Origin of the sequence: Sphingomonas sp. S1-29 (genome assembly GCF_026167545.1) — a bacterium.
GTDB lineage: Bacteria > Pseudomonadota > Alphaproteobacteria > Sphingomonadales > Sphingomonadaceae > Sphingomonas.
The window spans coordinates 1319426-1345707 of the sequence record NZ_CP110678.1 but is presented as its reverse complement, the minus strand read 5'-3'; the positions used below and the strand labels follow the sequence as shown (position 1 = coordinate 1345707).

Here is a 26282-nt window from a genome sequence, read left to right as displayed (position 1 = left end):
TCGAAACTGCTGGCCATGCATCGCTATTTCTTTTCGCTGCGCGTCGCCATGCTGGTGGTGCTCGCAGGAATCGCGGTCGCGTCGGTCGACCTGTTCGTCAACGGCTTCGTGGTGGTGAGCGACCCCGATCATGTGCTCGCGTCGGGGGCGCTGGTGAGCGGCGCGGGCGAGCGGCGGCCGCTGCGCGAATTCGCCAGCGGCTATTGGGCGACGCGGCCGCGCCAGGATGCCGCGGTGAAGCTCACCTGCCGCACCGGACGCGAGGTGGCCGCGGGCTATGCGACGCGCGGGGTGCGCACCAGATATACGGTACGCGCCGACGACTGCGCCGCCGTTGCGGGGCGCGCGGCTCGCGCCTAAGGCAGTGCGCATGGCAGCAATCGCATTCATCGGAACCGGCGTCATGGGCGCGCCCATGGCGGGGCACCTTGTCAAAGCCGGGCACCACGTCACCGTCTACAACCGCACTCGCTCGAAGGCCGACGCCTGGGCAGCGACCCATGGCGGCGCAGTCGCCGCGACTCCCGCCGAGGCGGCGGTGGGCAAGGACGCGGTCATCACCTGCGTCGGCAATGACGACGATCTGGCCGGAGTGACGCTCGGCGACGACGGAGCTTTCGCTGCGATGCGCGACGATGCGGTCTTCATCGATCACACCACGGTCTCGGCCTCGATCGCGCGGCGGCTGGCGGGTGCGCGCGCGCTGGTCGTCGATGCGCCGGTGTCGGGCGGGCAGGCAGGCGCCGAGAACGGCAAGCTTTCGATCATGTGCGGCGGCTCGGCTGACGCGCTCGCGGTCGCAGAGCCCTTGATGCAGGCCTACGCCGCGCGGATCGTCCATGTCGGCGATGCCGGTGCCGGCCAGACCACCAAGATGGTCAACCAGATCGCGATTGCCGGGGTGCTCCAGGGCGTGAGCGAAGCGCTGCGCTTCGCGCAGGCCGCCGATCTCGATCTCGACAAGGTGTTCGAAGCGATTTCGGGCGGAGCGGCGCAGAGCTGGCAGATGGTCAATCGCTGGCAGACGATGGGCGAGGACCGGTTCGATTTCGGCTTCGCGGTCGATTGGATGCGCAAGGATCTCGGGCTGGCGCTCGACGAGGCCAAGCACAACGGCGCATCGCTGCCGGTCGCCGCGCTGGTCGATCAATTTTACGCCGAAGTGCAAAAGATGGGCGGCGCTCGGCAGGACACGAGCGCGCTGGTGCGGAGATTGCCGAAGTGATGAACAACATTCTCTCCTCCCTGAAGGGGAGGGGAGCCTTGGCGGCCCTCGCCCTGCTCGCCGCCAGCCCGGCCTTCGCCGATGCGCTCGTCGAGAATGTCGACGGCATGACGCTCGACGAGAACGGCCGCGTCGTGCGCTTCACCGGCGTGCTGGTCGATCGTGACGGCAAGGTGTCCAAGCTGCTCCAGCGCCGCGACAAGCGCCCCGAGAAGCTCGACTGGCGGATCGACATGAAGGGGCGGATCCTGATCCCCGGCATGATCGACGCGCATGGCCATGTGATGGGGCTGGGCTTCCAGGCGCTCGCGCTCGACCTGTCGGAGACGCAGAGCTTCGACGAGGCCAAGGCCAAAATCGTCGCCTATGCCGCCGCCAATCCCGATCGCCCCTGGATAACCGGCGGCGGCTGGAACCAGGAACGCTGGGGGCTGGGTCGCTTCCCCACCGCCGCCGAGCTCGACGCGCTGGTGCCGGGCAAGCCGGTATGGCTCGAACGAGTCGACGGCCATGCCGCCTGGGCGAACAGCGCGGCGATGAAGGCCGCGGGCATCACCGCCAAGAGCGAATCGCCGAGCGGCGGCCGGATCGAAAAGGGCGCCAATGGCCAGCCGAGCGGGGTCTTCATCGATGCCGCGATGGCGCTGGTGGGCAAGGCGGTGCCAGCCCCGTCGCCGCGCGACCGCAACGCCGCCTTCCTCGAGGCGCAGAAGATCCTGCTGCGCAACGGCATCACCGCCACCGCCGACATGGGCACCAGCCTCGACGACTGGATGACCTATCGCCGGATGGCCGATCTCAACTTCCTGCGCGTCCGGCTGATGACCTATGCCGATTCGGTCGATACCGCGGTGCGCGTCGGCGGCAGCGGGCCGACGCCGTGGCTGTATGCCGACAAATTGCGGATGGGCGGGATCAAGCTGTATCTCGACGGGGCGCTGGGGTCGCGCGGGGCGTGGCTCAAGGCGCCCTATGCCGATGCCGCGGGCCAGACCGGGCTGCCCTTCCAGACCGATACCCAATTGCTCAACCAGATGAGCCGCGGCGCGATGGACGGCTTCCAGCTGGCGATCCACGCGATTGGCGACCGTGCCAACGGGCAGGTGCTCGACGCGATCGACGAGATGCAGACCAGCTACAAGGGCGACCGGCGCTGGCGGATCGAACATGCACAGATCGTCGATGCGGCCGATCTGCCGCGCTTCGGGCGCAACGGCATCATCGCCTCGATGCAGCCGGTCCACCAGACCAGCGACCGCACGATGGCCGAGACGCGGCTGGGTGCCGAGCGGCTGGGCGGCGCCTATGCCTGGCGGTCGATGCTCAGGAACAACGCACGGATCGCGTTCGGATCGGACTATCCGGTCGAGAACCCCAATCCCTTCGTCGGCTGGGCAGCGGGCTTTACCCGCCAGGGCCCCGACGGCCAGCCCTTCGGCGGCTGGCGCGCCGAGGAAGCACTCACGCGCGAGGAAACGTGGAAGGCGTTCACGATCGACGCCGCCTATGCGGGATTCGCTGAATCGAAGTTCGGGCGGCTCGCGCCCGGCATGCGCGCCGATTTCGTGATCGTCGATCGCGATCCGAGCGCGGTGTCGCCCGCCGAGCTTCGCCAGACGGTGGTGCTCGAGACCTGGGTCGGCGGGCAGAAGGTGTTCGAACGCGGCGGTCGCGAAGATGCGGTGCCCGAGGCGCTGACGCGCGATCCGGTGCGGGCGGGTCCGCCGGGGCGCTGACGCTTCGTCACCCCAGCTTCGTGCCGGGACTGACCGGGGCGCTCGAACCCCCGCCGTCGTCACCCCGGCCTTGTGCCGGGGTCCACGACGCGGCGGTCGGTGCCGCCCGGGGCCGCCTGCCGATGCGGCTTCGGCGCGGTGGACCCCGGCACAAGGCCGGGGTGACGGCTAAGGAGGCTCCCCCCCAAGAAGCTTTTGTTTCTCCTACAATCGCTCGGCTGCTTTGCGCACTGCAACATGAGCGCATAGCTTGGAGACATGCACGCACCCGCACCCACGCCGGCGATCGATCGCACCGGGCTGATCCAGGGCGTCGCCGCCTATTCGATCTGGGGGGTGCTGCCGCTCTATTTCCTGCTGCTCGAGGGTGTCGGGTCGAGCGAGATCGTCGCCAGCCGGATCGTCTGGTCGCTGGTGCTGCTGACCATCGTCGTCCTAGCGATGCGCCGCCGCGACAAGCTGCTCACCGCGCTGCGCGACCGGCGGGTGATGCTCGCGCTCACCGCCAGCGCCGCGCTGATCTCGGTCAACTGGTTGGTCTATATCTGGGCGGTCCAGCACCAGCAGGTGCTTGCGGGCAGCCTCGGCTATTTCCTCAATCCGCTCATCAACGTGCTGCTCGGCGTCGTCGTGCTGCGCGAGCGGCTGACGCGGCTGCAGGCGCTGGCGGTGGGAATCGCCGGGGTCGGCGTCGCGGTGCTTGCGGCGGGGGCGGGCGAGGGGTTGTGGATCAGCCTGACGCTGGCGATGTCGTTCGCGCTCTACGGCCTGGTGCGCAAGATGGTGCGCGTCGAATCGATCGAGGGACTGGCGCTCGAAACCGCGATCCTCACTCCGTTCGCGCTCGCCTATCTCGGCTGGATGGCGAGCAGCCATTCGCTAGCGTTCGGCGATCGCACGGATGTGAGCATCCTGCTGGTGCTCACCGGCATCGTCACCGCGGTGCCGCTGCTGTTGTTCGCTGCCTCGGCAAGGCGGCTACCTTATGCGATGGTGGGGTTGCTGCAGTACATCGCGCCGACGCTCCAGTTCGCGCTGGCGGTGCTTTGGCTGGGCGAACCGCTCACCACCGCGCATATCATCTGCTTCGTCTGCATATGGACAGGGCTGGCGCTCTACGTCGGCAGTGGCTTCCTGCCCAAGCGCCGCCCGGTGCCCGCGGGCTGAGATTGTTGCCGATCGGCAGATTGCCGCTTAGAGCCCGGGCATGACGCTTTACACCCGCTTTGCCGCCCATCTCAACGCAGCCCTCGACGCGCTGGTCGCCGCGGGCGACCTGCCCGCCGGGCTCGAACGCCGCGCGGTAACCGTCGAGCCGCCGCGCGACGCCAGCCATGGTGATCTTGCGACTAACGCGGCGATGGTGCTCGCCAAGCCCGCGGGCACCAACCCGCGTGCGCTCGCCGAAAAGATCGCTGCCGAGTTGCAGAAGATCGACGAGGTTTCGGCGGTGTCGGTCGCCGGCCCTGGCTTCATTAATTTGACGCTCACCGACGCCACCTGGCGCGACGAGCTGGCGACGATCCATGCCGAGGGCGACCGTTATGGCCGCTCCGAGCTGGGCAAGGGCACGACCGTCAACATCGAATATGTCTCGGCCAACCCCACCGGCCCGATGCATATGGGGCATTGCCGCGGCGCGGTGGTGGGCGATGCACTCGCCAGCCTGCTCGAATTCGTCGGCCACGACGTGATCCGCGAATATTATGTCAACGACGCCGGCGGCCAGGTCGATACGCTCGCGCGCTCGGCGCACCTTCGCTATCGCGAGGCGCTTGGCGAGACGATCGCGATCCCCGAGGGGTTGTACCCCGGCGAGTATCTCAAGCCGATCGGCGAAAAGTTGGCTGCCGAACATGGCAATGCGTTCGTCGACGCGCCCGAGGGCGAATGGCTCGCATTGTTCCGGCGCGAAGCAGTGGCGGCGATGCTGGTGATGATCCGCGCCGATCTCGCCCTGCTCGGCATCCACCACGACAAGTTCGCCTCCGAGGCCGAGCTCCAGGCGGCGGGCAAGCCCGAGGCGGCGGAAGCCTGGCTGCGCGCGCGCGACCTCGTCTATGACGGTGTGCTCGAAGCCCCCAAGGGCGAAGTCGCCGATGATTGGGAGCCGGTCGAGCTGCCGCTGTTCCGCTCGACGAAGTTCGGCGACGACCAGGATCGCCCGATCAAGAAGTCGAACGGTGCCTGGACCTATTTCGGCGCCGACCTCGCTTATCATTTCCAGAAGGCCGAGAGCGCCGACCAGCTGATCGACATCTGGGGTGCCGACCATGCCGGCACGGTCAAGCGCATCGTCGCCGCGGTCAACGCGCTGACCGAGGGCAAGACGCGCTTCGACGTCAAGCTGGTGCAGATGGTGCGGCTGCTGCGCGCGGGCGAACCGGTGAAGATGTCGAAGCGCTCGGGCAATTTCGTCACGCTCGCCGACGTGGTCGAGGAAGTCGGCAAGGACGTCGTCCGCTTCACGATGCTGACGCGCAAGGCCGATGCGCAGATGGATTTCGATTTCGCCAAGGTGGTCGAGGCGTCGAAGGACAATCCGGTCTTCTACGTCCAATATGCCCATGCGCGGATCGCATCGCTCCACCGCCGCGCGCTGGAGGCGGGAATCGAACCGACCGCTACGCCCGACCTGTCCCGGCTTGATACGGAGGAGCTGGCGCTGGTGAAGCTGGCGGCGCAGTTCCCGCGCATCGCCGAAAGCGCCGCGCTCGCCCGCGAACCGCACCGAATCGCGTTCTATCTCTACGATTTGGCTGCCGAATTTCACGCTGCGTGGAATGTCGGCAACGAGCGCGCCGATCGCCGCTACCTGATCGCCGACGATGCCGGGCTTACGCAGGCGCGGCTTTATCTGGCGGGCGCGATCGGGCAGATCATCCGCAGCGGTCTCGGCGTCATGGGCGTCGTGGCGGTCGAGGAGATGCACTGATGACGACTCTCGAAATGACCGGCGATTCGATCGAGCGCGACGAGGATCGGCTGCCCTGGCTCGAAACCGTCGACGACGGCTATGACGACCGGCCGTCGATGCTGCGGCTGATCCTGCTGATCGGCGTCGGGCTGGCGGTGATCGCCGCCGCGGTCGCGGGTCTCTACTGGTATCAGGATCGCCGCGTAACCGGCGGGTCGGGCGAGCTTATCGCCGCGCCCGAGGGGGATTATAAGGTCAAGCCCGACCAGCCCGGCGGCATGCGCGTCGCGGGCGAGGGCGACGCGGTGTTCAAGACCAGCGAAGGCAGCGCGACCAAGGCGCGGGTCGACCTTTCGGCGGTGCCGGAGGCGCCCGTCGCTGGCCGTGCGCAGCCGCAGGCGGTGCCCGTCGCCCCACCCAGCGGTCGCCGCGTCGAGGCCGATGTGCCGCCCCCCTCGGGCCGGCTGAGCGCCGCCGCGCCCGCCACCGCCACCCCGCCGCCCACGGCGACCGGCGGCGGCGGTGCGGTGGTCCAGCTCGGATCGTTCCCGAGCGACGCGGTCGCGCAATCGTCGTGGAAGCAGCTCTCGAGCCGCTTCGGCTATCTCGCCGGGCTCGGCCAGTCGATCCAGGCCGCCGAGGTCAATGGCCGCACCGTCCACCGGCTGCGCGTCAACGCCGGCAGCAACGCGCAGGCGCGCGAGATCTGCGGCAAGCTGAAGATCGCGGGCGAGGCGTGCTTCGTGGTGTCTTGAGCGCAAGCGCTCCGGTGCTGCTTCGCCCAACGGATAAAGGGGGGGGCTTGAACCTTTCCCGTTCGTCCTGAGCTTGTCGAAGGACCGTACTTTCTTCGACGTTACAGAAGGACAGTGCTTCGACAAGCTCAGCACGAACGGAGAGGGTTTTGGATGAGGCGGTGATCGGCTACCCCCCGCCGATGCAACCCGTGATCTATGGCCTCTCCGGCCTGACGCTGACCGCCGACGAGCGCGCCTTCTTCGTCGATGCCGATCCACTCGGCTACATCCTCTTCGGCCGCAACGTGCGCGATCGCGCGCAACTCCGCGCGCTGACCGACGAGCTTCGCGCGCTTTCTGGCCGCGACGAATTGCCGATCCTGATCGACCAGGAAGGGGGCCCCGTCGCCCGGATGCGCGCGCCCGAATGGCCCGCCTTTCCCGCCGGCCCCGCCTTCGCCGCACTGTGGCAGGTCGCGCCGATCTCGGCGATCGAGGCGGCGCGCTGCAACGCCCACGCGATCGCGCTGACGCTCGCAGAGGTCGGCATCACCGTCGATTGCATGCCCTTGCTCGACGTCCCTGTTACCGGCGCCGCCTCAATCATCACCAGCCGCGCTTATGGCAACGAACCGATGCAGGTCGCCGCGATCGGCCGCGCGGTGCTCGACGGGCTCGCGCGCGGCGGGGTGGTGGGGGTGGTCAAGCACATGCCCGGCCATGGCCGCGCCGGCGTCGACAGCCATCTCGAACTGCCGCGCGTGACCGCATCGGACGCCGAGCTGGCGATCGACCTCGAACCCTTCGCCTCGCTCGCCGATGCACCGATGGGCATGACCTGCCATTGCGTGTTCGAGGCCTGGGACGCCGAGCGCCCGGCAACGCTGTCGCCGATCGTGATCGAGGAAGTGATCCGCGGGCGGATCGGCTTCGACGGGCTGTTGATGAGCGACGATATCGACATGAAGGCGCTGTCGGGCAGCGCGGGCGACAAGGCCGCGGGGGTGCTGGCGGCGGGGTGCGACGTCGTGCTCGATTGCTGGGGGCGGATGGGCGAGATGGTCGATATCGCGGGCAGGGTGGGCGACATCACCCCGCAGGCACGCGAACGGCTCGACCGCGCGATGGCGTGGCGGACCGCGGCGATGGTCGAAGGCGACTTGGCCGAACTCACCGCCAAGCGCGATTCGCTGCTCGCCTTGGTGTGACACCGAAAGCCTTGGTGCGGCGGCATCGTCTGGCATATCCTGCGGCGATGCGTCGTGCTCCCACCGGCCTTTGCCCTGTCGCGCCTCGCCGCGATGGCTGATCCCGAACCGACGCTCACCGTCGCGCTCGACGGGTGGGAGGGGCCGCTCGACCTGCTGCTCGGGCTCGCGCGCGCCCAGAAGGTCGATCTCAAGGCGATCTCGATCCTCGACCTGGTCGAGCAATATCTCGCCTTCATCGAAGGTGCGCGTGCGCTCCAGCTCGAAGTCGCGGCCGATTATCTCGTGATGGCGGCGTGGCTCGCCTATCTCAAATCAGCGCTGCTGCTGCCGCGCGACCCGCAGGAGACGCCGAGCCCCGAGGAACTCGCGCTGCGCCTCACGCTCCGGCTCGAACGGCTGAACGCGATGCGCGAGGCAGGCGCGCGGCTGATGGCACGCGACAGGATGGGCCGCGACGTATTTCCGCGCGGCGCTCCCGAAGGGCTGCGCACCGATCGGCGGACGCGCTGGGAAGCCGAGATCTACGACCTGATCGCGGCTTATGGCCAGATCAGCGCGCGCTCGCGCCCGGTGATGCACGTCGTCGCGCGCCGCGCGGTGATGACGCTCGACGAAGCGATCGCGCGGGTGTCGCGGATGGTGGGGGAAGCGATCGACTGGGCGGTGCTGGCAAGCTTCCTGCCGCTCACCCCCGACGAAGCCTATCGCCGCTCGGCGCTGGCATCGAGCTTCGTCGCCGCGCTCGAACTCGCGCGGCAGGGCAGGCTCGAATTGCGCCAGGCATCGCCCTTCGCGCCGCTGTACGTGCGCGAACTCGCATGACGCCCCCCGACGATCTGGTCCGCGCGGTCGAGGCGGTGTTGTTCGCCTCGCCGACGCCGCTCACGCCTTCGCAGATCGCCGAGCATCTGGGCGAGGGCGCCGACGTCCGCCGCGCGCTGGGTACGCTGGCGGACCACTATGCCGGGCGCGGCATCGCGCTGGTCCGGCGCGGCGAGCATTGGCATTTCGAGACCGCGGGCGACCTGGCCCATCTGCTGCGCCGCGACCGCGAGGACAGCCGCAAGCTCAGCCGCGCGGGGATCGAGACGCTGGCGATCATCGCCTATCACGAGCCCGTCACCCGCGCTGAGATCGAGGCGATTCGCGGCGTTCAGGTCGCCAAGGGGACGATCGATGTGCTGATGGCGGCGGGCTGGGTGCGCCCCGCCGGGCGCCGCGAAGTCCCCGGCCGGCCGCTAACGTACGCAACGACGGCGGGGTTTCTCGACCATTTCGGGCTGGCGAGCCGGCGCGACCTGCCCGGCATCGACGATCTGCGCGCCGCGGGGCTGCTCGATCCGGTCGATCTGTCGATCGAGGTGGTATCTGCCGACGACTCGGACTAGATAGGGCCCGACACGAGGAGAATTGTCATGGGTGGTTTCAGCCTGATGCATTGGCTGGTGTTCGGCGTGATCGCGATCCTGTTGCTGGGTGGCGGTCGCTTCTCGAACCTGATGGGTGACGTTGCCAAGGGCATCAAGAACTTCAAGAAGGGCATGATCGAGGACGACGACGACAAGGTCGAGCCGAGCCGGATCGAAGCCCAGCGCGCCGCCGAGCCCGCGTTCAAGACCGACGCCGATCGCACGCGCGACGATCGCTGAGGCGACGCCTTTTTGACTTTCGGCGCGCCCGCGTGGCGCGCCGCTAACGGCGGAGCACGATGCTCGACTTCAATCTGAGCGAGATGATCGTGGTCGCGGTCGTCGCGCTTCTGGTCATCGGTCCCAAGGACCTGCCAAAGGCGATGCGCTTCGTCGGCCAGTGGGTCGGCAAGGCGCGTGGCGTCGCGCGCCAGTTCCGCAGCGGCTTCGATGCGATGGTGCGCGAAGCCGAGCTGGCCGAGATGGAAAAGAAGTGGGCCGATGAAAATGCGCGGATCATGCGCGAGCATCCGCCCGAGCCTGCGCAGTCGCCCGAGCCCGCGCAGGCTATGCTGCCGGCACCCGAGGGCGACGTGGCGCACGCCTATGACGGTGAGCAGCCGCCGGTGAGCGTCGCCAAGCCCGATATCCGGCCCGAGATCGGGTCGGTCGACACGCCGCACCTCGCGCCCGCCGATTCGCGCGATCTGCCGGCCACCGACGGCAAGGCGCCGTCGTGAGGGACGATATCGACCAGAGCCAGGCGCCGCTGCTCGATCACCTGATCGAGCTGCGCAAGCGCGCGCTATATTGCGTGCTCACCGTCGTGATCGCGTTTGCGGTCTGCTACGCCTTTGCCGAGGAAATCTTCTCGTTCCTCGTCCAGCCGCTGGTCGCCGCCGGACAGAAGCGCGTCATCTTCACCCAATTGTTCGAAGCCTTTTTCGTGCGGGTGAAGGTCGCCTTGTTCGCGGCGCTGATGATCTCGTTCCCGGTGCTGTCCAACCAACTCTGGCAGTTCGTTGCGCCCGGCCTGTATCGCGCCGAGAAGCGCGCGCTGTTCCCGTTCCTGCTGGCGACGCCGGTGCTGTTCACCGCGGGCGCGTCGCTCGCCTATTTCGTGACCATTCCCGTCGCGCTCACCTTCCTGCTGAGCTTCCAGGGCAATTTCGGCGGGATCGAGCAGGAGGCCTTGCCTTCGGTCGGCAACTATCTGTCGTTCGTGATGCAGTTCCTGTTCGCGTTCGGCATCTCGTTCCTGCTGCCGGTGCTGCTGATGCTGCTCGAGCGCGCGGGGATCGTCACCCGCAAGCAGCTGGTCAGCGCGCGCCGCTACGCGATCGTCGCGGCGTTCGGGATCGCTGCGGTGCTGACCCCGCCCGACATCGGGTCGCAGTTCCTGCTCGCGGTGCCGCTGATCCTTTTGTACGAGCTGGCGTTGATCGGCATCTGGTTCACCGAGCGCAAGCGCGCCAAGAACGCCGACGCGACCGCCACCGATGCGGTGGAAAAGCCCGCCGAATAGAAAAGGGGCCGCGGTTGCCCGCAGCCCCTCATCGATACAGTGCGAAAAGATCGGGTCAGTCGACGGCGTCTTCGACCGCCGCGCCAGCCGACTGAACGTCGCGCCCTACGCCCTGGACCGTGTTGCATGCGCTTACCAACAGTGCGCTGGCAACGATGGCCAGACCGAAAAACTTGCGCATCTTGATTCTCCTTGGCGGATACAAACTCCGGCAATTGAATGATCGCCGGGCGATTTCGTTCCGCATCACGAACCAAATGCTTCGGTGCAATTGGCGGGCTAGAATCAATTACGGCTGGAACGAATTAGGCCCGGAAGCGCCTCCGGGGGGGGGGGAGGGTGGCGCTTCCGGGCCCATGTCGTGGATAGCGAGAGCGGGGGGGCAAATAGTCGCTATCCGAAGAGTAAAACGGCGCGGTCGGACAGGGGTTCCAGCCGGTTGTAAGATTTTTTTATGCGCGCATCACCGCGATCGATATCTCATAGGCGCCGACCAGCGGATCATGGTGCAACGGTGCGCGTAGCTGGCGCGCGAGACCGGTAATGACCCTGCCATAGCGAGTTGCCAGCAGGTGATCGAGCGTCGGTCCGCCGACCAGCGACGGTGAACTGACGCGCAGCGTCGCGGTACCGTCATGCTCGCCAGCGCGCATCGTCAGGCGTATTTGCGTTTGCGGCTGGACGTTCATCGCCAGCTCGATCAGCTCGGTCAGCAGAAATGCCACCGCCACCGCGACGTCCTGCGACGCCTGCAGCGGTTCGATCTCGAGCGCGATTCCCAGCCGCGACCCGGGGTCGGGCGCGGTCGCGCGGATGTTCGACGCGAGCTCGCCAATCACCGATCGCAGCTCGAGTCCGCGATTATCTTCCATCTCGGCGAAGTGATAGCGATGCACCACCGCGAGCGCGTCGACGCGCCGCTGGATCGATGCATAGGCGGCGGCAGCATCGGGCGAGGGCGCGCCGCGTGCGTGAAAGTTGATCAGGCTGGCGATCACCTGCAGGTTGTTCTTCACGCGATGATGCACTTCGCGCGTCAGCTTGGTCTGGCGGACCAGCCCTTCGGCCAGATCGGCCTCGTGCAGCTGTACCGTGCGGGTGATTTGTTCGAACGTGTCGCCGAGCTCGCGAATCTCTTCGGCGGGCATCGCGCCATATTGGATCGGCTGCAGCACTTCGCCCGGCTGATAGGTGCCGACATTGGCGCGCAGCCGGCGTAGCGGGCGAATCAGCAGCCGATCGACCACGAACCAGCCGATCCCCGCCGCGGCTGCCCACATCAGCAGCGGCAGCAGCATCGCGATCAACAGCGGCGAGGTGATCGGCGGCGAGCTGATCGTCATCGCCATCGCCAGGCCGGGGACGCCGATCGGCGCGATATGCGTGTCGCGTCGCCGCAAGGTCGATTGATCGGGCAGCGATGTCAGCTCGATCGTATCGGGACCGGCGGTCAGGCGGCTGCCATAATCGGTGGGGAAACCGCTCGGCCGGCCAACGACCGCCAGGAATTCGGTGGGAAAGAATGCCGTGGCGACCGCGTTACCGCCGCGTCCCTTGATCCCCAGCACCAGCCCGTTGTCACGCATCCGCACGCCGATCCGGCCGGGCCCGCTCGCCACAGACCCGGCGTCGATCGGGTCACCGCACAGCAGCCGCCCGGTGCGATCGGTGATCGCGAAGCTGGTGCCGGTGGAAAATTGCTGCGCGAACACGCCGCGTGCCCTTGCGCAGGCCGGGCTGTTCGCAGCGTCGCGTTCGAGCGCGCTGGCGGCATCGCGCAACGCGGTCATGTCGCCGACCAGTTCGATCGTGAGCGCGCGCGCGCCCTGTTCGGTCGCGATCCGCAGCCGCGCGCGGGCTTCCATGTCGGATGCGCGATTGGTCTGCAGCGAGGCGAAGAAGGCGATCAGCGCCAGCGGCAACAGCGCGCAGCTGAGGATCAGGAAGACCTTCGCGCCGGTGGGAATGCGCGCCAGTCTGTCCCCGGCGCGGGTAGGCTCCGGAGTACCCTGATCGGTAATGCTCATGCTGTCGGGCTAATCTAGCTTTTTGAGGAGGTCCAGCAACTCGTCGGGAATGCTTTCGTCGATTGCCTGGCGGTACACGGCACGCAATGCGTCGCCCACGGACTTCTCGCTGTGACGCGGATCCGACGAACCTTTGGTCGTCACCGCTTCGTTTGTGGGCTTATTCCCAGGACGCACCAATTTCCCCCTTCATCCCGCGGTGAGCGCGGCACGATGATGTGATCGACCCTCTGTGCATCTTCTGCGGCAGATTGGCCAGCGGCTGTAACATTTTCGGGTGGACGCCATCCGAACGCATCATTCCTTAACGCGCTCGCAAGTGCGCTTGCGGTGTGAAACCAAAAACAATCTCGTTGGTTCCAGACCCGAAGCAAAAACGGGGGATGCGTCTCCCGCCATTGCGCTCGCATCAAAAAACGCCTTTGAGCGTTGTCATATATCGCGCTCAACCGGATGGAGACCACCCCGATCATGTCGCTTGGCCAACAGCTTGCTCCCCATCTTCCTTTCCTGCGCCGCTACGGCCGCGCACTGACGGGGAGCCAGACCGAGGGCGACCGCTATGTGCGCGCTACGCTCGAGGCCATCGTTTCGGCGCCCGAGGAGTTTCCCAAGGACGTCGATCCGCGGCTCGGGCTGTACCGCACCTTCCAGGCGATCTGGTCGTCGGCGCACATCGACGATGACCGCTTTCCCGGCGAAGCATCGAGCGATCCCGAAGCAATCGCACGCGCACGGCTCTCGCGCATCGCGCCGCTGTCGCGCCAGGCACTGCTGCTGACCGCGATGGAAGGCTTCACCGTCGAGGATGCGGCGTATCTGATCGATGTGTCCGACGACGAGATCGACGCCCTGGTGTCCGATGCGCTGTCCGAGATCGAGCAGCAGACCCGCGCGCGGGTGCTGGTGATCGAGGACGAGCCGATCATCGCGATGGACATCGAAACGATCGTCCGCGATCTCGGCCACGAGGTTACCGGCGTTGCGGTGACGCGCGACGAAGCCGTCGCGCTGGCGATGGAAGACCGCCCCGGCCTCGTCCTGGCGGACATCCAGCTGGCTGACGACAGCTCGGGCATCGATGCAGTCAAGGACATCTTGGCGCAGTTCAACGTGCCCGTGATCTTCATCACCGCCTTCCCCGAGCGGTTGCTGACCGGCGAGCGGCCCGAGCCGACCTTCCTCATCACCAAGCCGTTCCAGCGGTCGACGGTGAAGGCGGCGATCAGCCAGGCATTGTTCTTCGATCAGTCGTCGGTACCCGCCGGCTGATCGCCAGCGGTCAGATTTTCAGTTTATCCAAGGGGGCGCTTACATGGCCGACCAGAACGAACCACATATCGATACCGACCGCGCCCGTGCCGGCGCCACCCCGCACATGACGCGCTATATCCTGCCGATCTCGCTGGTGCTGGTGGTGATCATTTTCGCGGTGCTCCTGCTCAGCTGAGCGCGGCGCCCCGGTTGATCGCCGGGGAAGGGGGGTGGCTATCCCCCCGGCCACCCCCTATCTTCGCGGTTCCGGCGCGGACCGACCGCGCCCTGTCGAACGGAAACGAATGTCGCAGCACGACGAGCATGAAGAAGCGCCCGACGTCGAGGTTGTAGTCGAGCATGTTTCGCTTTCGGATAGCGAGTTCAAGGTTCAGCTGACCCAGGTCATCCCGCATCTTCGCGCCTTCGGGCGGTCGCTGTCGGGCAGCCGCGACCTGGCCGACGATCTGGTGCAGGAAACCTTGCTGAAGGCATGGGCGGCGCGCCAGCGTTTCCAGGCGGGCACCAACATGCGCGCATGGACCTTCATCATCCTGCGCAACCTGTATCTGTCGCAGATGCGGCGTGCGCGGTTCAAGGGCGAGTGGGACGATCTGGTGGCCGACCGGCTGTTGGCGGCACCCGCTAGCCAGGATCGGCATGTCGAGCTCACCGACATGCAGCGCGCGCTGCTGCACCTGCCGCGCCCGCAGCGCGAGGCGCTGATTCTGGTCGGGGCGGGCGGTTTCGCTTATGAAGAAGCGGCGGAGATCTGCGAAGTCGCGGTCGGCACGATCAAGAGCCGGGTGGCGCGCGGCCGCGTGGCGCTAGAGAATCTGCTGACCGATGGCGCCTTGCCTTCGCGCCGCGAGCATGACGCCGGCGGGCGCAGCGCGCTCGATACGATCATGGGCGAAGTCGACGAACTCAGCCGCGACCGTTGAGCGCGGCTTAGCCGCGCAGGGCGGGCGAAGCGTCGATCTGTGCGAGTAGGTCGAGCATATCGCTCGGCAGCGTGCGCTCGCGACCATAAACGCGGCGCAGCGCGCCGCCGATCGCGTCGCATGCTTGCGGCATCGCTACGATGACGTGCATGGCGTCGTCGTTGGTTCCATGATGCGGCGAAAGCATTTTCATACAGGCGACAACGAGCGATTGGGCGATTTGTTGCGGCGATGTTGCAGCGTCGGCGAATTCTTTCTGCGGGGTACGCGATGAACCCAATTCCTGACACCGGCGCGCTGTCCGAAGCGCTCGATCGCGCACGTCGATTCGCGCCCTTTCTCGCCTGGCTGATCGATCGCGAGCCCGATTTGGCCGCAGATGCTGCAACCGCGCTGACCGATCCACTGCGCGCCGCGGCGGGGGACGTCGACGACCGACCGGTCGCGCAACGCTTGCGGATCGAGCGGCGGCGGCTGGCGTTGCTCGTGGCGCTGGGCGACCTCGCGGGTAGCTATCGATTCGAGCAGGTGGTGCGAACGCTCACCAGCTTCGCCGATCACGCGCTCGACATGGCAATCCGCACCGCGATCGAAGAGCGGACGCCGGGGGCGGCACCCACCGGGTTCGTCGCGATCGCCTTGGGCAAGCAGGGCAGCCACGAGCTCAACTACTCGTCGGATATCGACCCGATCCTGCTGTACGACCCGGCGACATTGCCGTGCCGCCCGCGCGAAGATGTCGAAGACGCCGCGGTACGGATCGGCAAGCGCGTCGTCGAATTGCTGCAGGCGCGCGATGCCGATGGCTATGTGCTGCGCGTCGACCTGCGGCTGCGGCCTTCGCCCGAGATCACCCCGATCGCGCTGCCGGTCGATGCCGCGATCGGCTATTATGAATCGCAGGCGCTGGCGTGGGAGCGCGCGGCGTTCATCCGCGCGCGGTCAGCGGCGGGCGACATCGCGCTGGGCGAGCGCTTCCTTGCCGCGATCCGCCCTTTCGTCTGGCGGCGCGCGCTCGATTTCGGGACGATCGCCGAAATCCGCCAGATCACCGTCCGCATTCGCGACCATCATGTCCAGGGGCAGGCATTCGGTGCGGGATACGACCTCAAGCGCGGCCGCGGGGGCATCCGCGAGATCGAATTTTATGCGCAGGTGCACCAGCTCATCCACGGTGGCCGCGACCCGGTGCTGCGAGCGCCCGCCACGCTCGATGCGCTCGCGGCGCTGGCGGCGGCGGGCTGGATCGACGCCGGCGACGCGGCGCACCTTGCCGAGGCTTATCGCCTGCTGCGCACGATCGAGCATCGCGTCCAGATGATCGACGACCGCCAGACGCATGCGCTGCCGAGCGGCGAGGCGCTCGATCGCGTGGCGCGGCTGCACGGCCTAGCGGACGGGGCGGCGCTACTCGATCTGCTGCGCCCGCATGTCGAGCGGGTGGGGCGGATCTATGACGCGATCGAACCGCCGGGAGAGACGCGGCTTCCGGGCAGCGACGATGGACTGGGCGAGCGGCTTCGCGTGCTCGGGTTCGGCGAAACCGACGCAGTAGTGCGGCGGATCGACCAGTGGCGGACGGGCAATTATCCGGCGCTGCGCAGCCCGCCCGCGCGCGCCGCGCTCGAAGCGGTGCTGCCGCAATTGTGCGAGGCGTTCGGCGACGCGCCCGATCCCGCGGCGGCGGTCGCCCGGCTCGATACGATGCTCGCGCGGCTGCCTAGCGCGATCAACTTCTTCCGCCTGCTCGAAGCGCAGCCGCCGCTGATGCGCCTGCTCGCGACGACGCTGAGCTACGCCCCGACGCTCGCCGACACGCTCGGGCGGCGGATCGAGCTGCTCGACGGGTTGATCGACGCCAGCGCGCTCGATCCGGTGGGGTCGGTTGCCGAACTGGCGGGCGAGATGCGGCTGCGATCGTTCGATGGCGACGGCTATGAGCGCCAGCTCGATCACGTCCGCCGGATCGTCAACGAAAAGCGTTTCGCGCTGGGCGTGCAGATCGTCGCGGGCACCGCCGATCCGCTCGACGTCGCGGCGGGCTATGCGCGCGTCGCCGAAGCGGCGATCGTCGCGCTGGGCGATGCGACCGTCGCCGAATTCGCGCGGCGGCATGGCGTGGTGCCCGGTAGCGAACTGGTGGTGCTCGCGCTCGGCCGGCTCGGCGGCGCGGCGCTCACCCATGCGTCGGACCTCGACCTGATCTATCTCTTCACCGGCGATCACGGCGGCGAGTCGGACGGCGCCAAGCCGTTAGCCGCGGTGCTCTACTACAACCGGTTGGCGCAGCGGCTCACCGCCGCGCTATCGGTCGCGACCGCGTCGGGGCCGCTCTATCCGGTCGATACCCGGCTTCGGCCTTCGGGAACGCAGGGGCCGCTGGTGGTCTCGCTCGAGGGGTTCGCGCGTTACCAGCGCGAGAGCGCGTGGACCTGGGAGCATATGGCGCTCACCCGCGCGCGCCCGGTGTTCGGCTCGCCCGCCGCGCGCGCCGCGACGCAAGCCGCGATCGATACGGTGCTGGCGGGCGAACGCCCCGAGCGCGACATCGTCGCCGATGCGCGCGCGATGCGGCGCGACATGCGCGCGCACAAGCCCGCGCAAGGTCCGCTCGATGCCAAGCTGCTCGATGGCGGGCTGGTCGATCTCGAATTCGCGGTGCACGTCCGGCAATTGGTGCAGCGCACCGGCTTTTCGCCCGACCTGCCGACCGCGATCGCGTCGCTGGTCGCTGCGGGGCATCTGCCCGCTTCGATCGGGCCGGCGCATGATCTGCTGACGCGGTTGCTGGTGACGCTGCGGCTGGTCGCCCCCGATGCGCAGCCCCCCGCGGTGCCGACGCAGGCGCTGATCGCGCGCGCGCTGGTTTTGCCCGATTGGGACGCGGTGGTTGCGTCGCTCGAGGCGACGCGTCAGGACGTGCGCGCCGCCTGGGCGGCGATTGGTGGAGACGAAGAATGACGCTCGAACCCGGTGCCCCGATCCCCGATGTCGCGGTAACGCTGCCCGATGGCAGCGTGCGGCGCCTGGCCGACGCTACCGGCCGCGCGCTGGTGGTGTATTTCTACCCCAAGGACGACACGCCGGGCTGCACCCGCGAGGCGCAGGGCTTTTCCGAGGCGATGCCCGCGTTCGAGGCGGCGGGCGTCGAGATCCTCGGCATCTCGAAGGATCCTCCCGCCAAGCACCAGAAGTTCGCGGCCAAATATGCGCTCGCCGTACCGCTCGCCAGCGATGTCGACGACAGCGTCTGCGAAGCGTTCGGCGCCTGGGTCGAAAAGAGCATGTACGGCAAACAATATATGGGGATCGACCGATCGACCTTCCTGTTCGGCGCCGATGGCCGGCTGGTGCGCGCCTGGCGCAAGGTGAAGGTGCCGGGCCATGTCGATGAGGTGCTTGCAGCCGCCAACGCGCTGCCGCGGGGGTAGCGCTAACCGGATTCGGGCCGGGCTAACGCTTCGAATTCGGACGATTAAGCCGCCGTTCAACGACTCAACGTGCGGCCAACCCGGTTTAACCCGCGATAATCGGCACGCTATTGCTGTCGATGCGTAGTTTCCGCACAACCCAATCGTCAGAGCGCGGAGGGGCTGCGATCATGACAAATCTCTCGCAGCCGCCATTCTGGGGGCCGCGCAACATGGTCGCCGGGGAAAAATGAACAATCTTTCCAGCAGCAAGAACGAAAGCCTGTCAGACAGGTTCCGAAATTTTTTCACCACCCGCGATTTCATCTTCCATGACGGCCACAAGCTCCGCCGCCTTTCGGTGACCGGCCGCACCCAGGCGATGATGGCCGGGGTTGCCGCGATCACGCTGACCTTTTCGGCGCTCGGCGTCGCCCAGACCGTCGATGGCGCGCTCGAGAGCAACGGTTTCGCCGCCGCCGATGCCGAACTGTCGCAGATGGAAGCCGAAGTCGCCCGGATGCGCGCCGACGTCGCATCGGTGAAACAGACCGCCGAAGCGCATGCCGCCCGCGTCGAGCAGCGCCAGGCGCTGATCGCCTCGGTCCTCAGCGGGAAGGGCGATCCCCAGGAACTCGCCGCACTCGCCGAAATCCCCGCCAACCCCGCTGCCGCCTCGGTCATCGCCCCCCTCCGCCGGATCGAGAATCAACAGGTCGCCTTCGCCATCCAGGCCCGCGCCGCCACCGAGCAGCGGATCGCCGCCACCGAAAAGCATCTTCGCCGCCTGGGCGTCCGCCCCGACCGCGTCCTTTCGAAGGCCGGTCTGGCCATGGGTGGCCCGTTCGAGCCGCTCGACCGCGAAGCCGAGGCGGAAGCCGCAGCTGAGCCCAATGCCGATGCGCAGTTCCGCTCGCTTTTCCAGAGCTGGAAGAAGCTCGACACGCTCGAGCAGGCGGTGATCGCGATCCCGTCGCTCCAGCCGGTCGAAAACCTCACCTTGACCTCGAGCTTCGGCGTCCGCTCGGACCCGTTCCGCGGCACCGCGGCGATGCATGCCGGGCTCGACATTCCCGGCCCGATCGGCACCCCAGTCTATGCCACCGCCGACGGTGTCGTCAGCCGCGCGCAGCGCGCCGGAGCCTATGGCAACCTCGTCGAGATCAACCATGGCAAGGGCATCCAGACGCGCTACGGCCATCTCTCGCGCGTCATCGTATCGGGCAACACCCGCGTGAAGCGCGGCCAGCTGGTCGGGCTGATGGGCTCGACCGGGCGTTCGACCGGCAGCCATCTTCACTATGAAGTCCGCATCGATGGCCGCCCGGTCAATCCGATGCCGTATATGCAGAGCGCCGACATGCTGCTCGCCTCGCAGGACAAGGCGCTGCGCCAGCGCGCGAACGTCGGCGGCCCGCTGTCGAAGTGAGCTGATCGGTCGAGCAGGGCGCCATCCATTGCCGGTGGCGCCTGCTTCCCCTATCTCTGATCCATGGCCAGTATCGAACCATCCGCGATCGCGTTGACGCCGTCGGCGGCGGCACGCGTTGCCGCAATCGCCGCCAAGCAGGCGAAACCCGCGATCCTGCGGCTCTCGGTCGAGGGCGGGGGCTGTTCGGGTTTCCAATATCGCTTCGGGCTGGCCGATGGCCCCGATGCCGACGACACGATCGCCGAAACCGATGGCGTCCGCTTGGTGGTCGATTCAATGAGTCTCGACCTGGTGCGCGGCGGGCAGGTCGATTTCGTCGAAAGCCTGGGCGGCGCGGCGTTCAAGGTGACCAACCCGCAGGCTGCCGCGGGCTGCGGATGCGGCTCCAGCTTCGCGATCTGAGCCTGTGCGAATCACCAGCTACAACGTCAACGGCATCAAGGCGCGTCTGCCCCGGCTCATCGAGTATCTCGACGAGGTGAAGCCCGATGTCGTGTGCCTGCAGGAACTGAAGTCGAGCGACGAAACCTTTCCCGAACGCGATATCCGCGACGCGGGCTATGGCGCGATCTGGCATGGGCAGAAGGGCTTCAACGGCGTCGCCATCCTCGCGCGCGGTGCGGACCCCGTTGAGCGCCTGCGCGGGCTCGATGGCGAGCCCGAGGACGAGCATAGCCGCTATCTCGAGGCCGAGGTCGACGGCGTGGTGATCGCGTCGATTTATCTACCGAACGGCAACCCGCAGCCCGGCCCCAAATTCGACTATAAGCTGCGCTGGTTCGAGCGGCTGTCAGCGCGCGCGCGAGCGCTGCTGGCCGAGGAACGCGCGGTGGTGCTCGCGGGCGACTACAACGTCATCGCCAATGACGACGACACCTATTCGGTGCGCGCGATGGCGAGCGATGCGCTGATGCAGCCCGAATCGCGCGAGGCCTATCGGCGGTTGCTGTCGCAGGGTTGGACCGATTCGCTACGGACCCGCTTCCCCGGCGGCGGGGTATGGACCTTCTGGGACTATCAGGCAGGCGCCTGGCAGCGCGACGCCGGGTTTCGCATCGATCATCTGCTGCTCAGCCCGATGGCCGCCGATCGCTTGGTCGATGCCGGGGTCGACAAGGCCTATCGCGGCCGTGAAAAGGCGAGCGATCACGCGCCCACCTGGGTCCAGCTACGCTGATTGGCGCGCCGCGCCACGTTATGGCGTGATTCACTGACTACTAGTGTAAACAAGGAGCGGGATTCTCGCTAAACCATTGATATTGCGTCGATCGAGTGTCTGGCATGCTTAGTGCAGTGCTACACGTGCCGCCGCGTAAGGCGGTTACGGAGGACAAGCCGATGACCCGTTTTACCCCGATTTTCGCCGCCGCCTGCGCCCTGGCGATCGCCGCCCCCGCGCTTGCCGAAGACCCTAAGCCGGCGACGCGCGCCACCGCCGCCGATTCGCAAAAGGCGGTGCCCAACCCCAACCAGCGCATCTGCTTCCGCGACACGCTGACCGGTTCGCACATCCCGCGCACCGAATGCAATACGCGCGCCGAATGGGCCAAGCAGGGGGTGAAGGTACCCGCACGGTGACGCTTCACGATGCCGGGCCGCGACGATCGCGGCCCGGTATTCGCCGCGCTACAGCGTGCGTTCGTAGATCGTGTAGCGCTTGTTGATCTTCGCCTTGATGGCATCGGCGATCGCGATCATCCCCTGGTTGTCGTCGAGGATCCAGCCGATCTCGCCGCGAGTCGCGCCGAACTTGGCGAGCGTGTCGCGCCGGACATATTCGATCATCATGAAGGCCAATTGGCTCGCCATCCGCGAGGCCTGCAGCCTTTTGACCACCCCCATCAACGGCACCCGCACCGTCCGGCATTGCGGCGGCGTGCGCAGCCACCACAGCAATTTGGCCCAGCCGAAGGGGAAGAGATTGCCGTTCAGCGGTGCGATCGCTTCGTTGAGGTCGGGCAGAGTGATCAGGAACGCGACGGGCTCGCCATCGACCTCGGCGATGCGGATCAGGTCCTCGAACACGATCGGCTTCAGCTTGCGCCCGACATCGGCGATCTCGGGCGGGGTCAGCGGCACGAACCCCCAATTGTCGCGCCAGGCATCGTTGAGGATGGCGAGGATGATCCCAGCCTCTTCGTCGAAGCGCGACTTGTCGACCCGGCGGATGACGATCCGCGGGTTCTTCTCGCCCGCGGCGATGATCCGCCCGACGATCGGCGGGAAATCGGGGGTGATGTCGAGGTCGTAGGTGACGAGTTCCTTGGCGGGGGTGTAGCCCGCGCGTTCGATCCAGCCGCGCTGCTCGGGCAGGTTATGCCCCATCATCACCGTCGGCGGATGATCGAACCCCTCGACCAGCAGCCCCGGCTGTTCCCAGATCGACAGGCTGATCGGCCCCAGCGCTCGGGTAAGCCCGCGATTGCGCAGCCAGGTCTCGGCGGTCGCGATCAGCGCGTGCGCGACTTCCTCGTCCTCGGCTTCGAACAGCCCCCATTGCCCCGCGCCCGGACCGAATCCGCGGTCGGCGGGCATCGTCAGCGCCAGCGTATCGACATGCGCCGAGATCCGCCCGACGACCTGTCCGTCGCGTTCGGCCAGGAACAACTGGCCCTCGGCGTGGCTGAACCAGCCATTCTTGGCGGGGTCGATCGTCTCGGCCACTTCGCTGCGAAGCGGGGCGATCCAGTTGGGATCGCGGGCGTTGAGCCGATAGGCCAAGTCGATGAATTTGCTGCGATCGGCGCGCGTGGCGACGGGGCGGATGGCGATCATGGCAGCGTCGTCCCGCGTCGCCCGGCGGATGTCAACTTATTGAATGCCCATATACTGCCACTATCTGGCGTTAATGACGAGCACCATGAACTCTTTCTCTCTCGACGGGCTCGACGCCACCGGTGTCACTTCGGCGCGGCTGTCGCTGCCGCGCGGGCAGGTGGCAGACGACAAGGCGATGCTTCGCACCGCCGCCGAAATGACGCGCGACCTGCTCGCGCCGCGCCCGGCCGTTTATTGGACCGATCTGCTGGTCTCGACCGCAGTGGGCTATGCGGCGCTTGCCGGTGCGATCCTGTTCGAACCGCTCGACTGGGCGATCGTGTCGTGGCTCGTCTCGGTGCTCGCGCTCTATCGCGCCGCCAGCTTCATCCACGAAGTCAGCCATATGAAGCATGCCGCGGTGCCCGGTTTCCGGTTGGGGTGGAACGCGCTGATCGGCGTGCCGCTGATGGCGCCGTCGTTCACCTATGAAGGCGTGCACAACCTGCACCACGCCAAGACCCGCTATGGCACCGCCGAAGATCCCGAATATCTGCCGCTGGCGCATATGAAGCCGTGGAGTGTGCCGCTGTTCGTGCTGATCTCCGCGCTGGCGCCGATCGGCTTCCTGGTGCGCTATGCGCTGCTGACGCCGCTATCGATCCTGGTGCCGTCGCTTCGCCGCCCCGTCGAGGCGCGTTTCTCGGCGCTGTGCATCAACCCCGATTTCCGCCGCCGCCCGACCGAGGGCGAGGCGATGCGTCGCTGGTGGCAGCTCGAGATCGCGACCAGCATCTGGGCGATCGGCCTGATCGCCGCGACCGCGACCGGGGTGCTGCCGCTCAAGGCGTTCGTCATCCTGCTCGCGACGATCTCGGGGATGATGGCGATCAACCAGGTGCGCACCCTGGTCGCGCATCTGTGGGAGAATGAGGGCGAGGAAATGTCGCTGACCGCGCAGTATCTCGATTCGGTCAATGTGCCGCCGCCCGCCACGCTGCCGGTGCTGTGGGCGCCGGTGGGGTTGCGCTATCACGCGCTGCATCATCTGCTGCCGGGGCTGCCCTATCATTCGCTGGGCGAGGCGCATCGCCGGCTGACGACCGCGCTCGACGGACATTCGCCCTATCACAAGGCGAGCTATGCCGGCTTGCCGGGGCTGCTGAACCGGCTGGTGCGCGGGACGCTGCGCAGCCGCTAAGCGGCTAGGATCATTCCTCGGTCCGCACCAGCACCGCTTCGCCGATCAGGAAGAACAGCAGGAAGGGCGCCCACGCCGCCAGGAAGGGCGGATAGGCGCCCAGGTTGCCCATCGCGAGCGCGAAATTGTCGGCGACGAAATAGGCGAAGCCCAGACCCATCCCGATCACCGCGCGGATGAAGAGCTTGCCCGATCGCGCGATACCGAACGCTGCGACCGCTCCCAGCAGTGGCATCAGGATCGACGACAGCGGGCCCGACAATTTGTGCCACAGCGCGCCCTCGAGCGCCTTGGTCGGGCGACCCGCCTGCTCGAGCTCGCCTACCGCGGTCTTGAGCGCGCCGAACGACATCGCATCGGCCTCGACCGACGACAAGGTGAACTGGTCGGGGCTGATCCCGCGCCCGATCACGATTGAGGGCAGGCGCTGCACCTCGCCGCGGCGAACGTCGAAGCGCGTCGCGTCGGTCAGCCGCCAGCCATCGCCCTCGCGCACCCCGCGCTCGCCGGTGATGACCGACACGATCGATCCGCCCTGGCGCTGATATTGGCTGATGCCGCGTAGCTGCGCCGCATCGCCGCGGCCGCGCACTTCTTGCACCTGCACTAGGTCGTCGCCCTCGCGCACCCAGATATTCGCGCGATCGCCGCGATCGACGGGCATCGGCCCGAAATCGACCCGCTCCCAGGCGCTCAGCGTCGCGGTCGCGCGGCTGACGACGCGGTCGTTGAACGCGAACGACAGCACCGCGACGCCCAATGCGGTGACGATCAACGGCGCGAGCACCTGATGCGCCGAAAGCCCCGCGGCCTTGAGCGAGATGATCTCGCTATTCTGGTTGAGCGTCGACAGCGTGATGATCGTGCCGAGCAGCACGGCGAAGGGCAGGAAGCGCGCGATGATCTGCGGCGTGCGCAGCGACGCATAGCGCCACACCTCGGCCTGGCCATTGCCCTCATAGGCAAGGATGCGCCCGCTCTCGCTTAGCAGGTCGAGCGCCTGGAGCACCATCACCAGCGCCGCCAGGATGGCGAAGGTGCGGATCAGGAACATCTTGCCCATGTAGAGCGACACCGTCCGCGACGGGAAAAACGACACGTTCATTGCGATAGCGCCTTAAGGAAGCGGTCGGGCATCAAGCGGTCCGGCGCCGGCCAGGCAGGCGGCTGGTCACCACCTTCACCAGCTTGCCAGCGACGCGTTCGAGCCCGCCGATCGGCTGGCCGCCGGGGACATAGGCGATCTGATAATACATCCAGCCGACGAGCGCGGCGAAGAGCGCGAAGGGCACCCACAACGCGATGATCGGATCGACGCGGCCGAGCCCGCCCACCGCTTCGCCGTATTCGTTCACCTTGTGATAGGTGACGATCATCACGATCGACAGGAAGACGCCGAGCGCCGATCCCGATCTTTTGGCGGGGACGCCGAGGGCAAGCGCGAGCAGCGGCAGCAGGAACATCGTCGCCACCTCGACCACGCGGAAGTGGAACGCCGCGCGGCTGGTGTTGCGAAGCTCGGGGCTGGCATCGTCGTCGCCGCCCAGCCGCACCAGTTCGGGCAAGGTACGTTCGAGATTGCGGTCGCCGCGCGCGCGGAAGCGCCCGAATTCGGGCAGCGGGATCGGCAAATCATGGCTGGTGAAGGTCAGCACCCGCGGGCGCACGAAGCCGGGCGAATTATGCACCAGCGTGCCGCGCGTCAGGCGAAACAGGATGGTATTGGGATCGTCGGTCGCGAGGAACTGGCCCTTTTCGGCCGAGGCGGCGTACCAGCCGCCGTCCTTGTCGCGGAAATTGACGAAGATGCCCGAGAGGTCGCGGCCGCTGTCGCGGCTGTCCTCGATCCGCATCGTCATGTCGGCGCCGAAGCTGGTGAATTCGCCGACCTTGATCGAGGCGCCGAGCGCGCCCGATCGCAGCTCGAAGCGCAATTCCTCATAGGCATAGCGCGCGGTCGGCTGGACATAGCCGACAATCGCCAGGTTCAGCGCCGCCAGCACGATGGTGTAGAAATACGGCACGCGCAGCAGCCGCCAATAGCTCATGCCGACGCCCTGGAGCACGTCGAGCTCGGACGAGGCGGCAAGCTTGCGGAAGGCGAGCAGGATGCCGAGCAGCAGCCCGATCGGAATGCCCAAGCCCAGATATTCGGGCAGCAGGTTGGCGAGCATCTTCCACACGACGCTCACCGGACCGCCCTCGGTCGCGACGAAGTCGAACAACCGCAGCATCCGGTCGAGCACCAACAGCATCGCCGCGATCACCAGCGTCGAAAACAGCGGCACCGCGATCAGGCGTGCCATGTAGCGGTCGATCGACTTCATGTCGGGAAAAGCGTGCTTTCGCTGCGGGGTGAACGCCCGGCTATACCCGGCAGAGGACAAGGCGTCAGCATCGAATTCGCCATCGGTACGTCACCCCGGCCTTGTGCGCCGCCGATTCCTCCCCCGCCAGGGGGAGGTGGCGGACGCTTCAGCGTCCGTCGGAGGGGGAG

Annotated in this window: 29 protein-coding genes; 22 read left to right on the top strand and 7 right to left on the bottom strand. The window is 67.2% G+C overall.

Translation table 11 applies throughout. The features are described 5' to 3' along the window. Positions 1-15 precede the first annotated feature (15 nt). The 12 genes from OKW76_RS06315 to tatC all read left to right on the top strand — a co-directional run bounded on the left by OKW76_RS06315 (position 16) and on the right by tatC (position 10760). On the top strand, positions 16-360 hold the full coding sequence (locus OKW76_RS06315; protein WP_265552104.1) for a hypothetical protein: 345 nt from the start codon (positions 16-18) through the stop codon (positions 358-360). A 10-nt stretch (positions 361-370) separates the two neighbouring features. Beyond that, entirely contained in the window at positions 371-1225 is an 855-nt protein-coding gene (locus OKW76_RS06310) for an NAD(P)-dependent oxidoreductase (protein ID WP_265552102.1), read from the top strand. Then, complete coding sequence (locus OKW76_RS06305) at positions 1225-2961, top strand: amidohydrolase (RefSeq protein WP_265552100.1); 1737 nt, start codon at positions 1225-1227, stop codon at positions 2959-2961. The genes OKW76_RS06310 and OKW76_RS06305 overlap by 1 nt, the downstream gene beginning before the upstream one ends. Positions 2962-3219: 258 nt before the next feature. Continuing rightward, complete coding sequence (gene rarD / locus OKW76_RS06300) at positions 3220-4128, top strand: EamA family transporter RarD (RefSeq protein ID WP_265552098.1); 909 nt, start codon at positions 3220-3222, stop codon at positions 4126-4128. A gap of 40 nt (positions 4129-4168) precedes the next feature. Continuing rightward, positions 4169-5896 (top strand): arginine--tRNA ligase, encoded by a 1728-nt coding sequence (gene argS / locus OKW76_RS06295; protein WP_265552097.1) that lies wholly within the window; start codon positions 4169-4171, stop codon positions 5894-5896. Continuing rightward, on the top strand, positions 5896-6633 hold the full coding sequence (locus OKW76_RS06290) for an SPOR domain-containing protein (protein WP_265552095.1): 738 nt from the start codon (positions 5896-5898) through the stop codon (positions 6631-6633). Before argS ends, OKW76_RS06290 begins: the two co-directional genes overlap by 1 nt. A 182-nt stretch (positions 6634-6815) precedes the next feature. Then, positions 6816-7823 (top strand): glycoside hydrolase family 3 N-terminal domain-containing protein, encoded by a 1008-nt coding sequence (locus OKW76_RS06285; RefSeq protein ID WP_265552093.1) that lies wholly within the window; start codon positions 6816-6818, stop codon positions 7821-7823. A gap of 93 nt (positions 7824-7916) precedes the next feature. Continuing rightward, positions 7917-8648: a segregation and condensation protein A gene (locus OKW76_RS06280; protein WP_256507947.1), complete on the top strand. Its 732-nt coding sequence runs from the start codon at positions 7917-7919 to the stop codon at positions 8646-8648. Further along, the gene (scpB, locus tag OKW76_RS06275; protein WP_256507946.1) at positions 8645-9214 is read left to right on the top strand and encodes an SMC-Scp complex subunit ScpB; all 570 of its coding nucleotides are present in this window, start codon (positions 8645-8647) and stop codon (positions 9212-9214) included. The genes OKW76_RS06280 and scpB overlap by 4 nt, the downstream gene beginning before the upstream one ends. 27 nt (positions 9215-9241) lie before the next feature. Then, positions 9242-9475: a twin-arginine translocase TatA/TatE family subunit gene (locus tag OKW76_RS06270; RefSeq protein ID WP_256507945.1), complete on the top strand. Its 234-nt coding sequence runs from the start codon at positions 9242-9244 to the stop codon at positions 9473-9475. A 59-nt stretch (positions 9476-9534) separates the two neighbouring features. Beyond that, complete coding sequence (gene tatB / locus OKW76_RS06265; RefSeq protein WP_265552090.1) at positions 9535-9975, top strand: Sec-independent protein translocase protein TatB; 441 nt, start codon at positions 9535-9537, stop codon at positions 9973-9975. Beyond that, positions 9972-10760 carry a twin-arginine translocase subunit TatC gene (tatC, locus tag OKW76_RS06260; RefSeq protein ID WP_265552089.1) on the top strand — a complete coding sequence of 263 codons (789 nt, stop codon included), beginning with the start codon at positions 9972-9974 and terminating at the stop codon, positions 10758-10760. The genes tatB and tatC overlap by 4 nt, the downstream gene beginning before the upstream one ends. A 55-nt stretch (positions 10761-10815) precedes the next feature. Here the strand turns inward: tatC and OKW76_RS06255 are convergent, their stop codons facing one another. The 3 genes from OKW76_RS06255 to OKW76_RS06245 form a co-directional block, all read right to left on the bottom strand. Then, positions 10816-10941, bottom strand: coding sequence for an entericidin A/B family lipoprotein (locus tag OKW76_RS06255; protein WP_256507942.1), 126 nt, complete (start codon positions 10939-10941; stop codon positions 10816-10818). A 271-nt stretch (positions 10942-11212) separates the two neighbouring features. After that, entirely contained in the window at positions 11213-12787 is a 1575-nt protein-coding gene (locus OKW76_RS06250) for a sensor histidine kinase (protein ID WP_265552087.1), read from the bottom strand. A 9-nt stretch (positions 12788-12796) separates the two neighbouring features. Next, complete coding sequence (locus OKW76_RS06245) at positions 12797-12886, bottom strand: NepR family anti-sigma factor (RefSeq protein WP_265552806.1); 90 nt, start codon at positions 12884-12886, stop codon at positions 12797-12799. A gap of 372 nt (positions 12887-13258) precedes the next feature. On the opposite strand from OKW76_RS06245, the gene OKW76_RS06240 reads away from it, so the two are divergent. The 3 genes from OKW76_RS06240 to OKW76_RS06230 all read left to right on the top strand — a co-directional run bounded on the left by OKW76_RS06240 (position 13259) and on the right by OKW76_RS06230 (position 14985). Further along, positions 13259-14059, top strand: coding sequence for a response regulator (locus tag OKW76_RS06240; RefSeq protein WP_265552804.1), 801 nt, complete (start codon positions 13259-13261; stop codon positions 14057-14059). A gap of 43 nt (positions 14060-14102) precedes the next feature. Then, on the top strand, positions 14103-14237 hold the full coding sequence (locus OKW76_RS06235) for a hypothetical protein (protein WP_256507940.1): 135 nt from the start codon (positions 14103-14105) through the stop codon (positions 14235-14237). Positions 14238-14346: 109 nt separating this feature from the next. Further along, positions 14347-14985, top strand: coding sequence for a sigma-70 family RNA polymerase sigma factor (locus OKW76_RS06230; protein WP_265552084.1), 639 nt, complete (start codon positions 14347-14349; stop codon positions 14983-14985). A gap of 7 nt (positions 14986-14992) precedes the next feature. On the opposite strand, the gene OKW76_RS06225 is transcribed toward OKW76_RS06230, so the two are convergent. Next, positions 14993-15265, bottom strand: coding sequence for a hypothetical protein (locus tag OKW76_RS06225; protein ID WP_265552083.1), 273 nt, complete (start codon positions 15263-15265; stop codon positions 14993-14995). Here OKW76_RS06225 and OKW76_RS06220 point away from each other — a divergent pair. The 6 genes from OKW76_RS06220 to OKW76_RS06195 all read left to right on the top strand — a co-directional run bounded on the left by OKW76_RS06220 (position 15256) and on the right by OKW76_RS06195 (position 21405). Beyond that, a complete protein-coding gene (locus OKW76_RS06220) occupies positions 15256-17946 on the top strand; it encodes a bifunctional [glutamine synthetase] adenylyltransferase/[glutamine synthetase]-adenylyl-L-tyrosine phosphorylase (protein ID WP_265552082.1) in 2691 nt (896 codons plus the stop codon). The two genes, OKW76_RS06225 and OKW76_RS06220, sit on opposite strands and share 10 nt — an antisense overlap. Next, complete coding sequence (locus OKW76_RS06215; protein WP_265552080.1) at positions 17943-18416, top strand: peroxiredoxin; 474 nt, start codon at positions 17943-17945, stop codon at positions 18414-18416. Before OKW76_RS06220 ends, OKW76_RS06215 begins: the two co-directional genes overlap by 4 nt. 229 nt (positions 18417-18645) lie before the next feature. Next, the gene (locus OKW76_RS06210) at positions 18646-19824 is read left to right on the top strand and encodes a M23 family metallopeptidase (protein WP_265552078.1); all 1179 of its coding nucleotides are present in this window, start codon (positions 18646-18648) and stop codon (positions 19822-19824) included. 63 nt (positions 19825-19887) lie between these two features. Continuing rightward, positions 19888-20229 (top strand): iron-sulfur cluster insertion protein ErpA, encoded by a 342-nt coding sequence (erpA, locus tag OKW76_RS06205; protein ID WP_265552074.1) that lies wholly within the window; start codon positions 19888-19890, stop codon positions 20227-20229. Positions 20230-20233: 4 nt separating this feature from the next. Further along, on the top strand, positions 20234-21004 hold the full coding sequence (gene xth / locus OKW76_RS06200; RefSeq protein ID WP_265552072.1) for an exodeoxyribonuclease III: 771 nt from the start codon (positions 20234-20236) through the stop codon (positions 21002-21004). Between the two features lie 161 nt (positions 21005-21165). Beyond that, positions 21166-21405, top strand: coding sequence for a hypothetical protein (locus tag OKW76_RS06195; RefSeq protein WP_265552070.1), 240 nt, complete (start codon positions 21166-21168; stop codon positions 21403-21405). Between the two features lie 48 nt (positions 21406-21453). On the opposite strand, the gene OKW76_RS06190 is transcribed toward OKW76_RS06195, so the two are convergent. Further along, positions 21454-22602, bottom strand: coding sequence for an N-acetyltransferase (locus OKW76_RS06190; protein ID WP_265552069.1), 1149 nt, complete (start codon positions 22600-22602; stop codon positions 21454-21456). Between the two features lie 85 nt (positions 22603-22687). Here OKW76_RS06190 and OKW76_RS06185 point away from each other — a divergent pair, with 85 nt between their 5' ends. Continuing rightward, entirely contained in the window at positions 22688-23785 is a 1098-nt protein-coding gene (locus tag OKW76_RS06185; protein ID WP_265552067.1) for a fatty acid desaturase family protein, read from the top strand. Between the two features lie 10 nt (positions 23786-23795). Here OKW76_RS06185 and lptG read toward each other — a convergent pair whose 3' ends face one another. Further along, complete coding sequence (lptG, locus tag OKW76_RS06180; RefSeq protein ID WP_265552064.1) at positions 23796-24890, bottom strand: LPS export ABC transporter permease LptG; 1095 nt, start codon at positions 24888-24890, stop codon at positions 23796-23798. 31 nt (positions 24891-24921) lie between these two features. Next, entirely contained in the window at positions 24922-26091 is a 1170-nt protein-coding gene (locus tag OKW76_RS06175) for an LptF/LptG family permease (protein ID WP_265552061.1), read from the bottom strand. Between the last annotated feature and the right edge of the window lie 191 nt (positions 26092-26282).

Excerpts from the sequence above, each read along its gene's own strand:
- OKW76_RS06315 (WP_265552104.1), top strand. The coding sequence starts at position 16 with ATGCATCGCTATTTCTTTTCGCTGCGCGTCGCCATGCTGGTGGTGCTC.
- OKW76_RS06310 (WP_265552102.1), top strand. The coding sequence starts at position 371 with ATGGCAGCAATCGCATTCATCGGAACCGGCGTCATGGGCGCGCCCATG.
- OKW76_RS06305 (WP_265552100.1), top strand. The coding sequence starts at position 1,225 with ATGAACAACATTCTCTCCTCCCTGAAGGGGAGGGGAGCCTTGGCGGCC.
- rarD (WP_265552098.1), top strand. The coding sequence starts at position 3,220 with ATGCACGCACCCGCACCCACGCCGGCGATCGATCGCACCGGGCTGATC.
- argS (WP_265552097.1), top strand. The coding sequence starts at position 4,169 with ATGACGCTTTACACCCGCTTTGCCGCCCATCTCAACGCAGCCCTCGAC.
- OKW76_RS06290 (WP_265552095.1), top strand. The coding sequence starts at position 5,896 with ATGACGACTCTCGAAATGACCGGCGATTCGATCGAGCGCGACGAGGAT.
- OKW76_RS06285 (WP_265552093.1), top strand. The coding sequence starts at position 6,816 with ATGCAACCCGTGATCTATGGCCTCTCCGGCCTGACGCTGACCGCCGAC.
- OKW76_RS06280 (WP_256507947.1), top strand. The coding sequence starts at position 7,917 with ATGGCTGATCCCGAACCGACGCTCACCGTCGCGCTCGACGGGTGGGAG.
- scpB (WP_256507946.1), top strand. The coding sequence starts at position 8,645 with ATGACGCCCCCCGACGATCTGGTCCGCGCGGTCGAGGCGGTGTTGTTC.
- OKW76_RS06270 (WP_256507945.1), top strand. The coding sequence starts at position 9,242 with ATGGGTGGTTTCAGCCTGATGCATTGGCTGGTGTTCGGCGTGATCGCG.
- tatB (WP_265552090.1), top strand. The coding sequence starts at position 9,535 with ATGCTCGACTTCAATCTGAGCGAGATGATCGTGGTCGCGGTCGTCGCG.
- OKW76_RS06255 (WP_256507942.1), bottom strand. The coding sequence starts at position 10,941 with ATGCGCAAGTTTTTCGGTCTGGCCATCGTTGCCAGCGCACTGTTGGTA.
- OKW76_RS06250 (WP_265552087.1), bottom strand. The coding sequence starts at position 12,787 with ATGAGCATTACCGATCAGGGTACTCCGGAGCCTACCCGCGCCGGGGAC.
- OKW76_RS06240 (WP_265552804.1), top strand. The coding sequence starts at position 13,259 with ATGTCGCTTGGCCAACAGCTTGCTCCCCATCTTCCTTTCCTGCGCCGC.
- OKW76_RS06235 (WP_256507940.1), top strand. The coding sequence starts at position 14,103 with ATGGCCGACCAGAACGAACCACATATCGATACCGACCGCGCCCGTGCC.
- OKW76_RS06230 (WP_265552084.1), top strand. The coding sequence starts at position 14,347 with ATGTCGCAGCACGACGAGCATGAAGAAGCGCCCGACGTCGAGGTTGTA.
- OKW76_RS06220 (WP_265552082.1), top strand. The coding sequence starts at position 15,256 with ATGAACCCAATTCCTGACACCGGCGCGCTGTCCGAAGCGCTCGATCGC.
- OKW76_RS06215 (WP_265552080.1), top strand. The coding sequence starts at position 17,943 with ATGACGCTCGAACCCGGTGCCCCGATCCCCGATGTCGCGGTAACGCTG.
- OKW76_RS06210 (WP_265552078.1), top strand. The coding sequence starts at position 18,646 with ATGAACAATCTTTCCAGCAGCAAGAACGAAAGCCTGTCAGACAGGTTC.
- erpA (WP_265552074.1), top strand. The coding sequence starts at position 19,888 with ATGGCCAGTATCGAACCATCCGCGATCGCGTTGACGCCGTCGGCGGCG.
- OKW76_RS06195 (WP_265552070.1), top strand. The coding sequence starts at position 21,166 with ATGACCCGTTTTACCCCGATTTTCGCCGCCGCCTGCGCCCTGGCGATC.
- OKW76_RS06190 (WP_265552069.1), bottom strand. The coding sequence starts at position 22,602 with ATGATCGCCATCCGCCCCGTCGCCACGCGCGCCGATCGCAGCAAATTC.
- OKW76_RS06185 (WP_265552067.1), top strand. The coding sequence starts at position 22,688 with ATGAACTCTTTCTCTCTCGACGGGCTCGACGCCACCGGTGTCACTTCG.
- lptG (WP_265552064.1), bottom strand. The coding sequence starts at position 24,890 with ATGAACGTGTCGTTTTTCCCGTCGCGGACGGTGTCGCTCTACATGGGC.
- OKW76_RS06175 (WP_265552061.1), bottom strand. The coding sequence starts at position 26,091 with ATGGCACGCCTGATCGCGGTGCCGCTGTTTTCGACGCTGGTGATCGCG.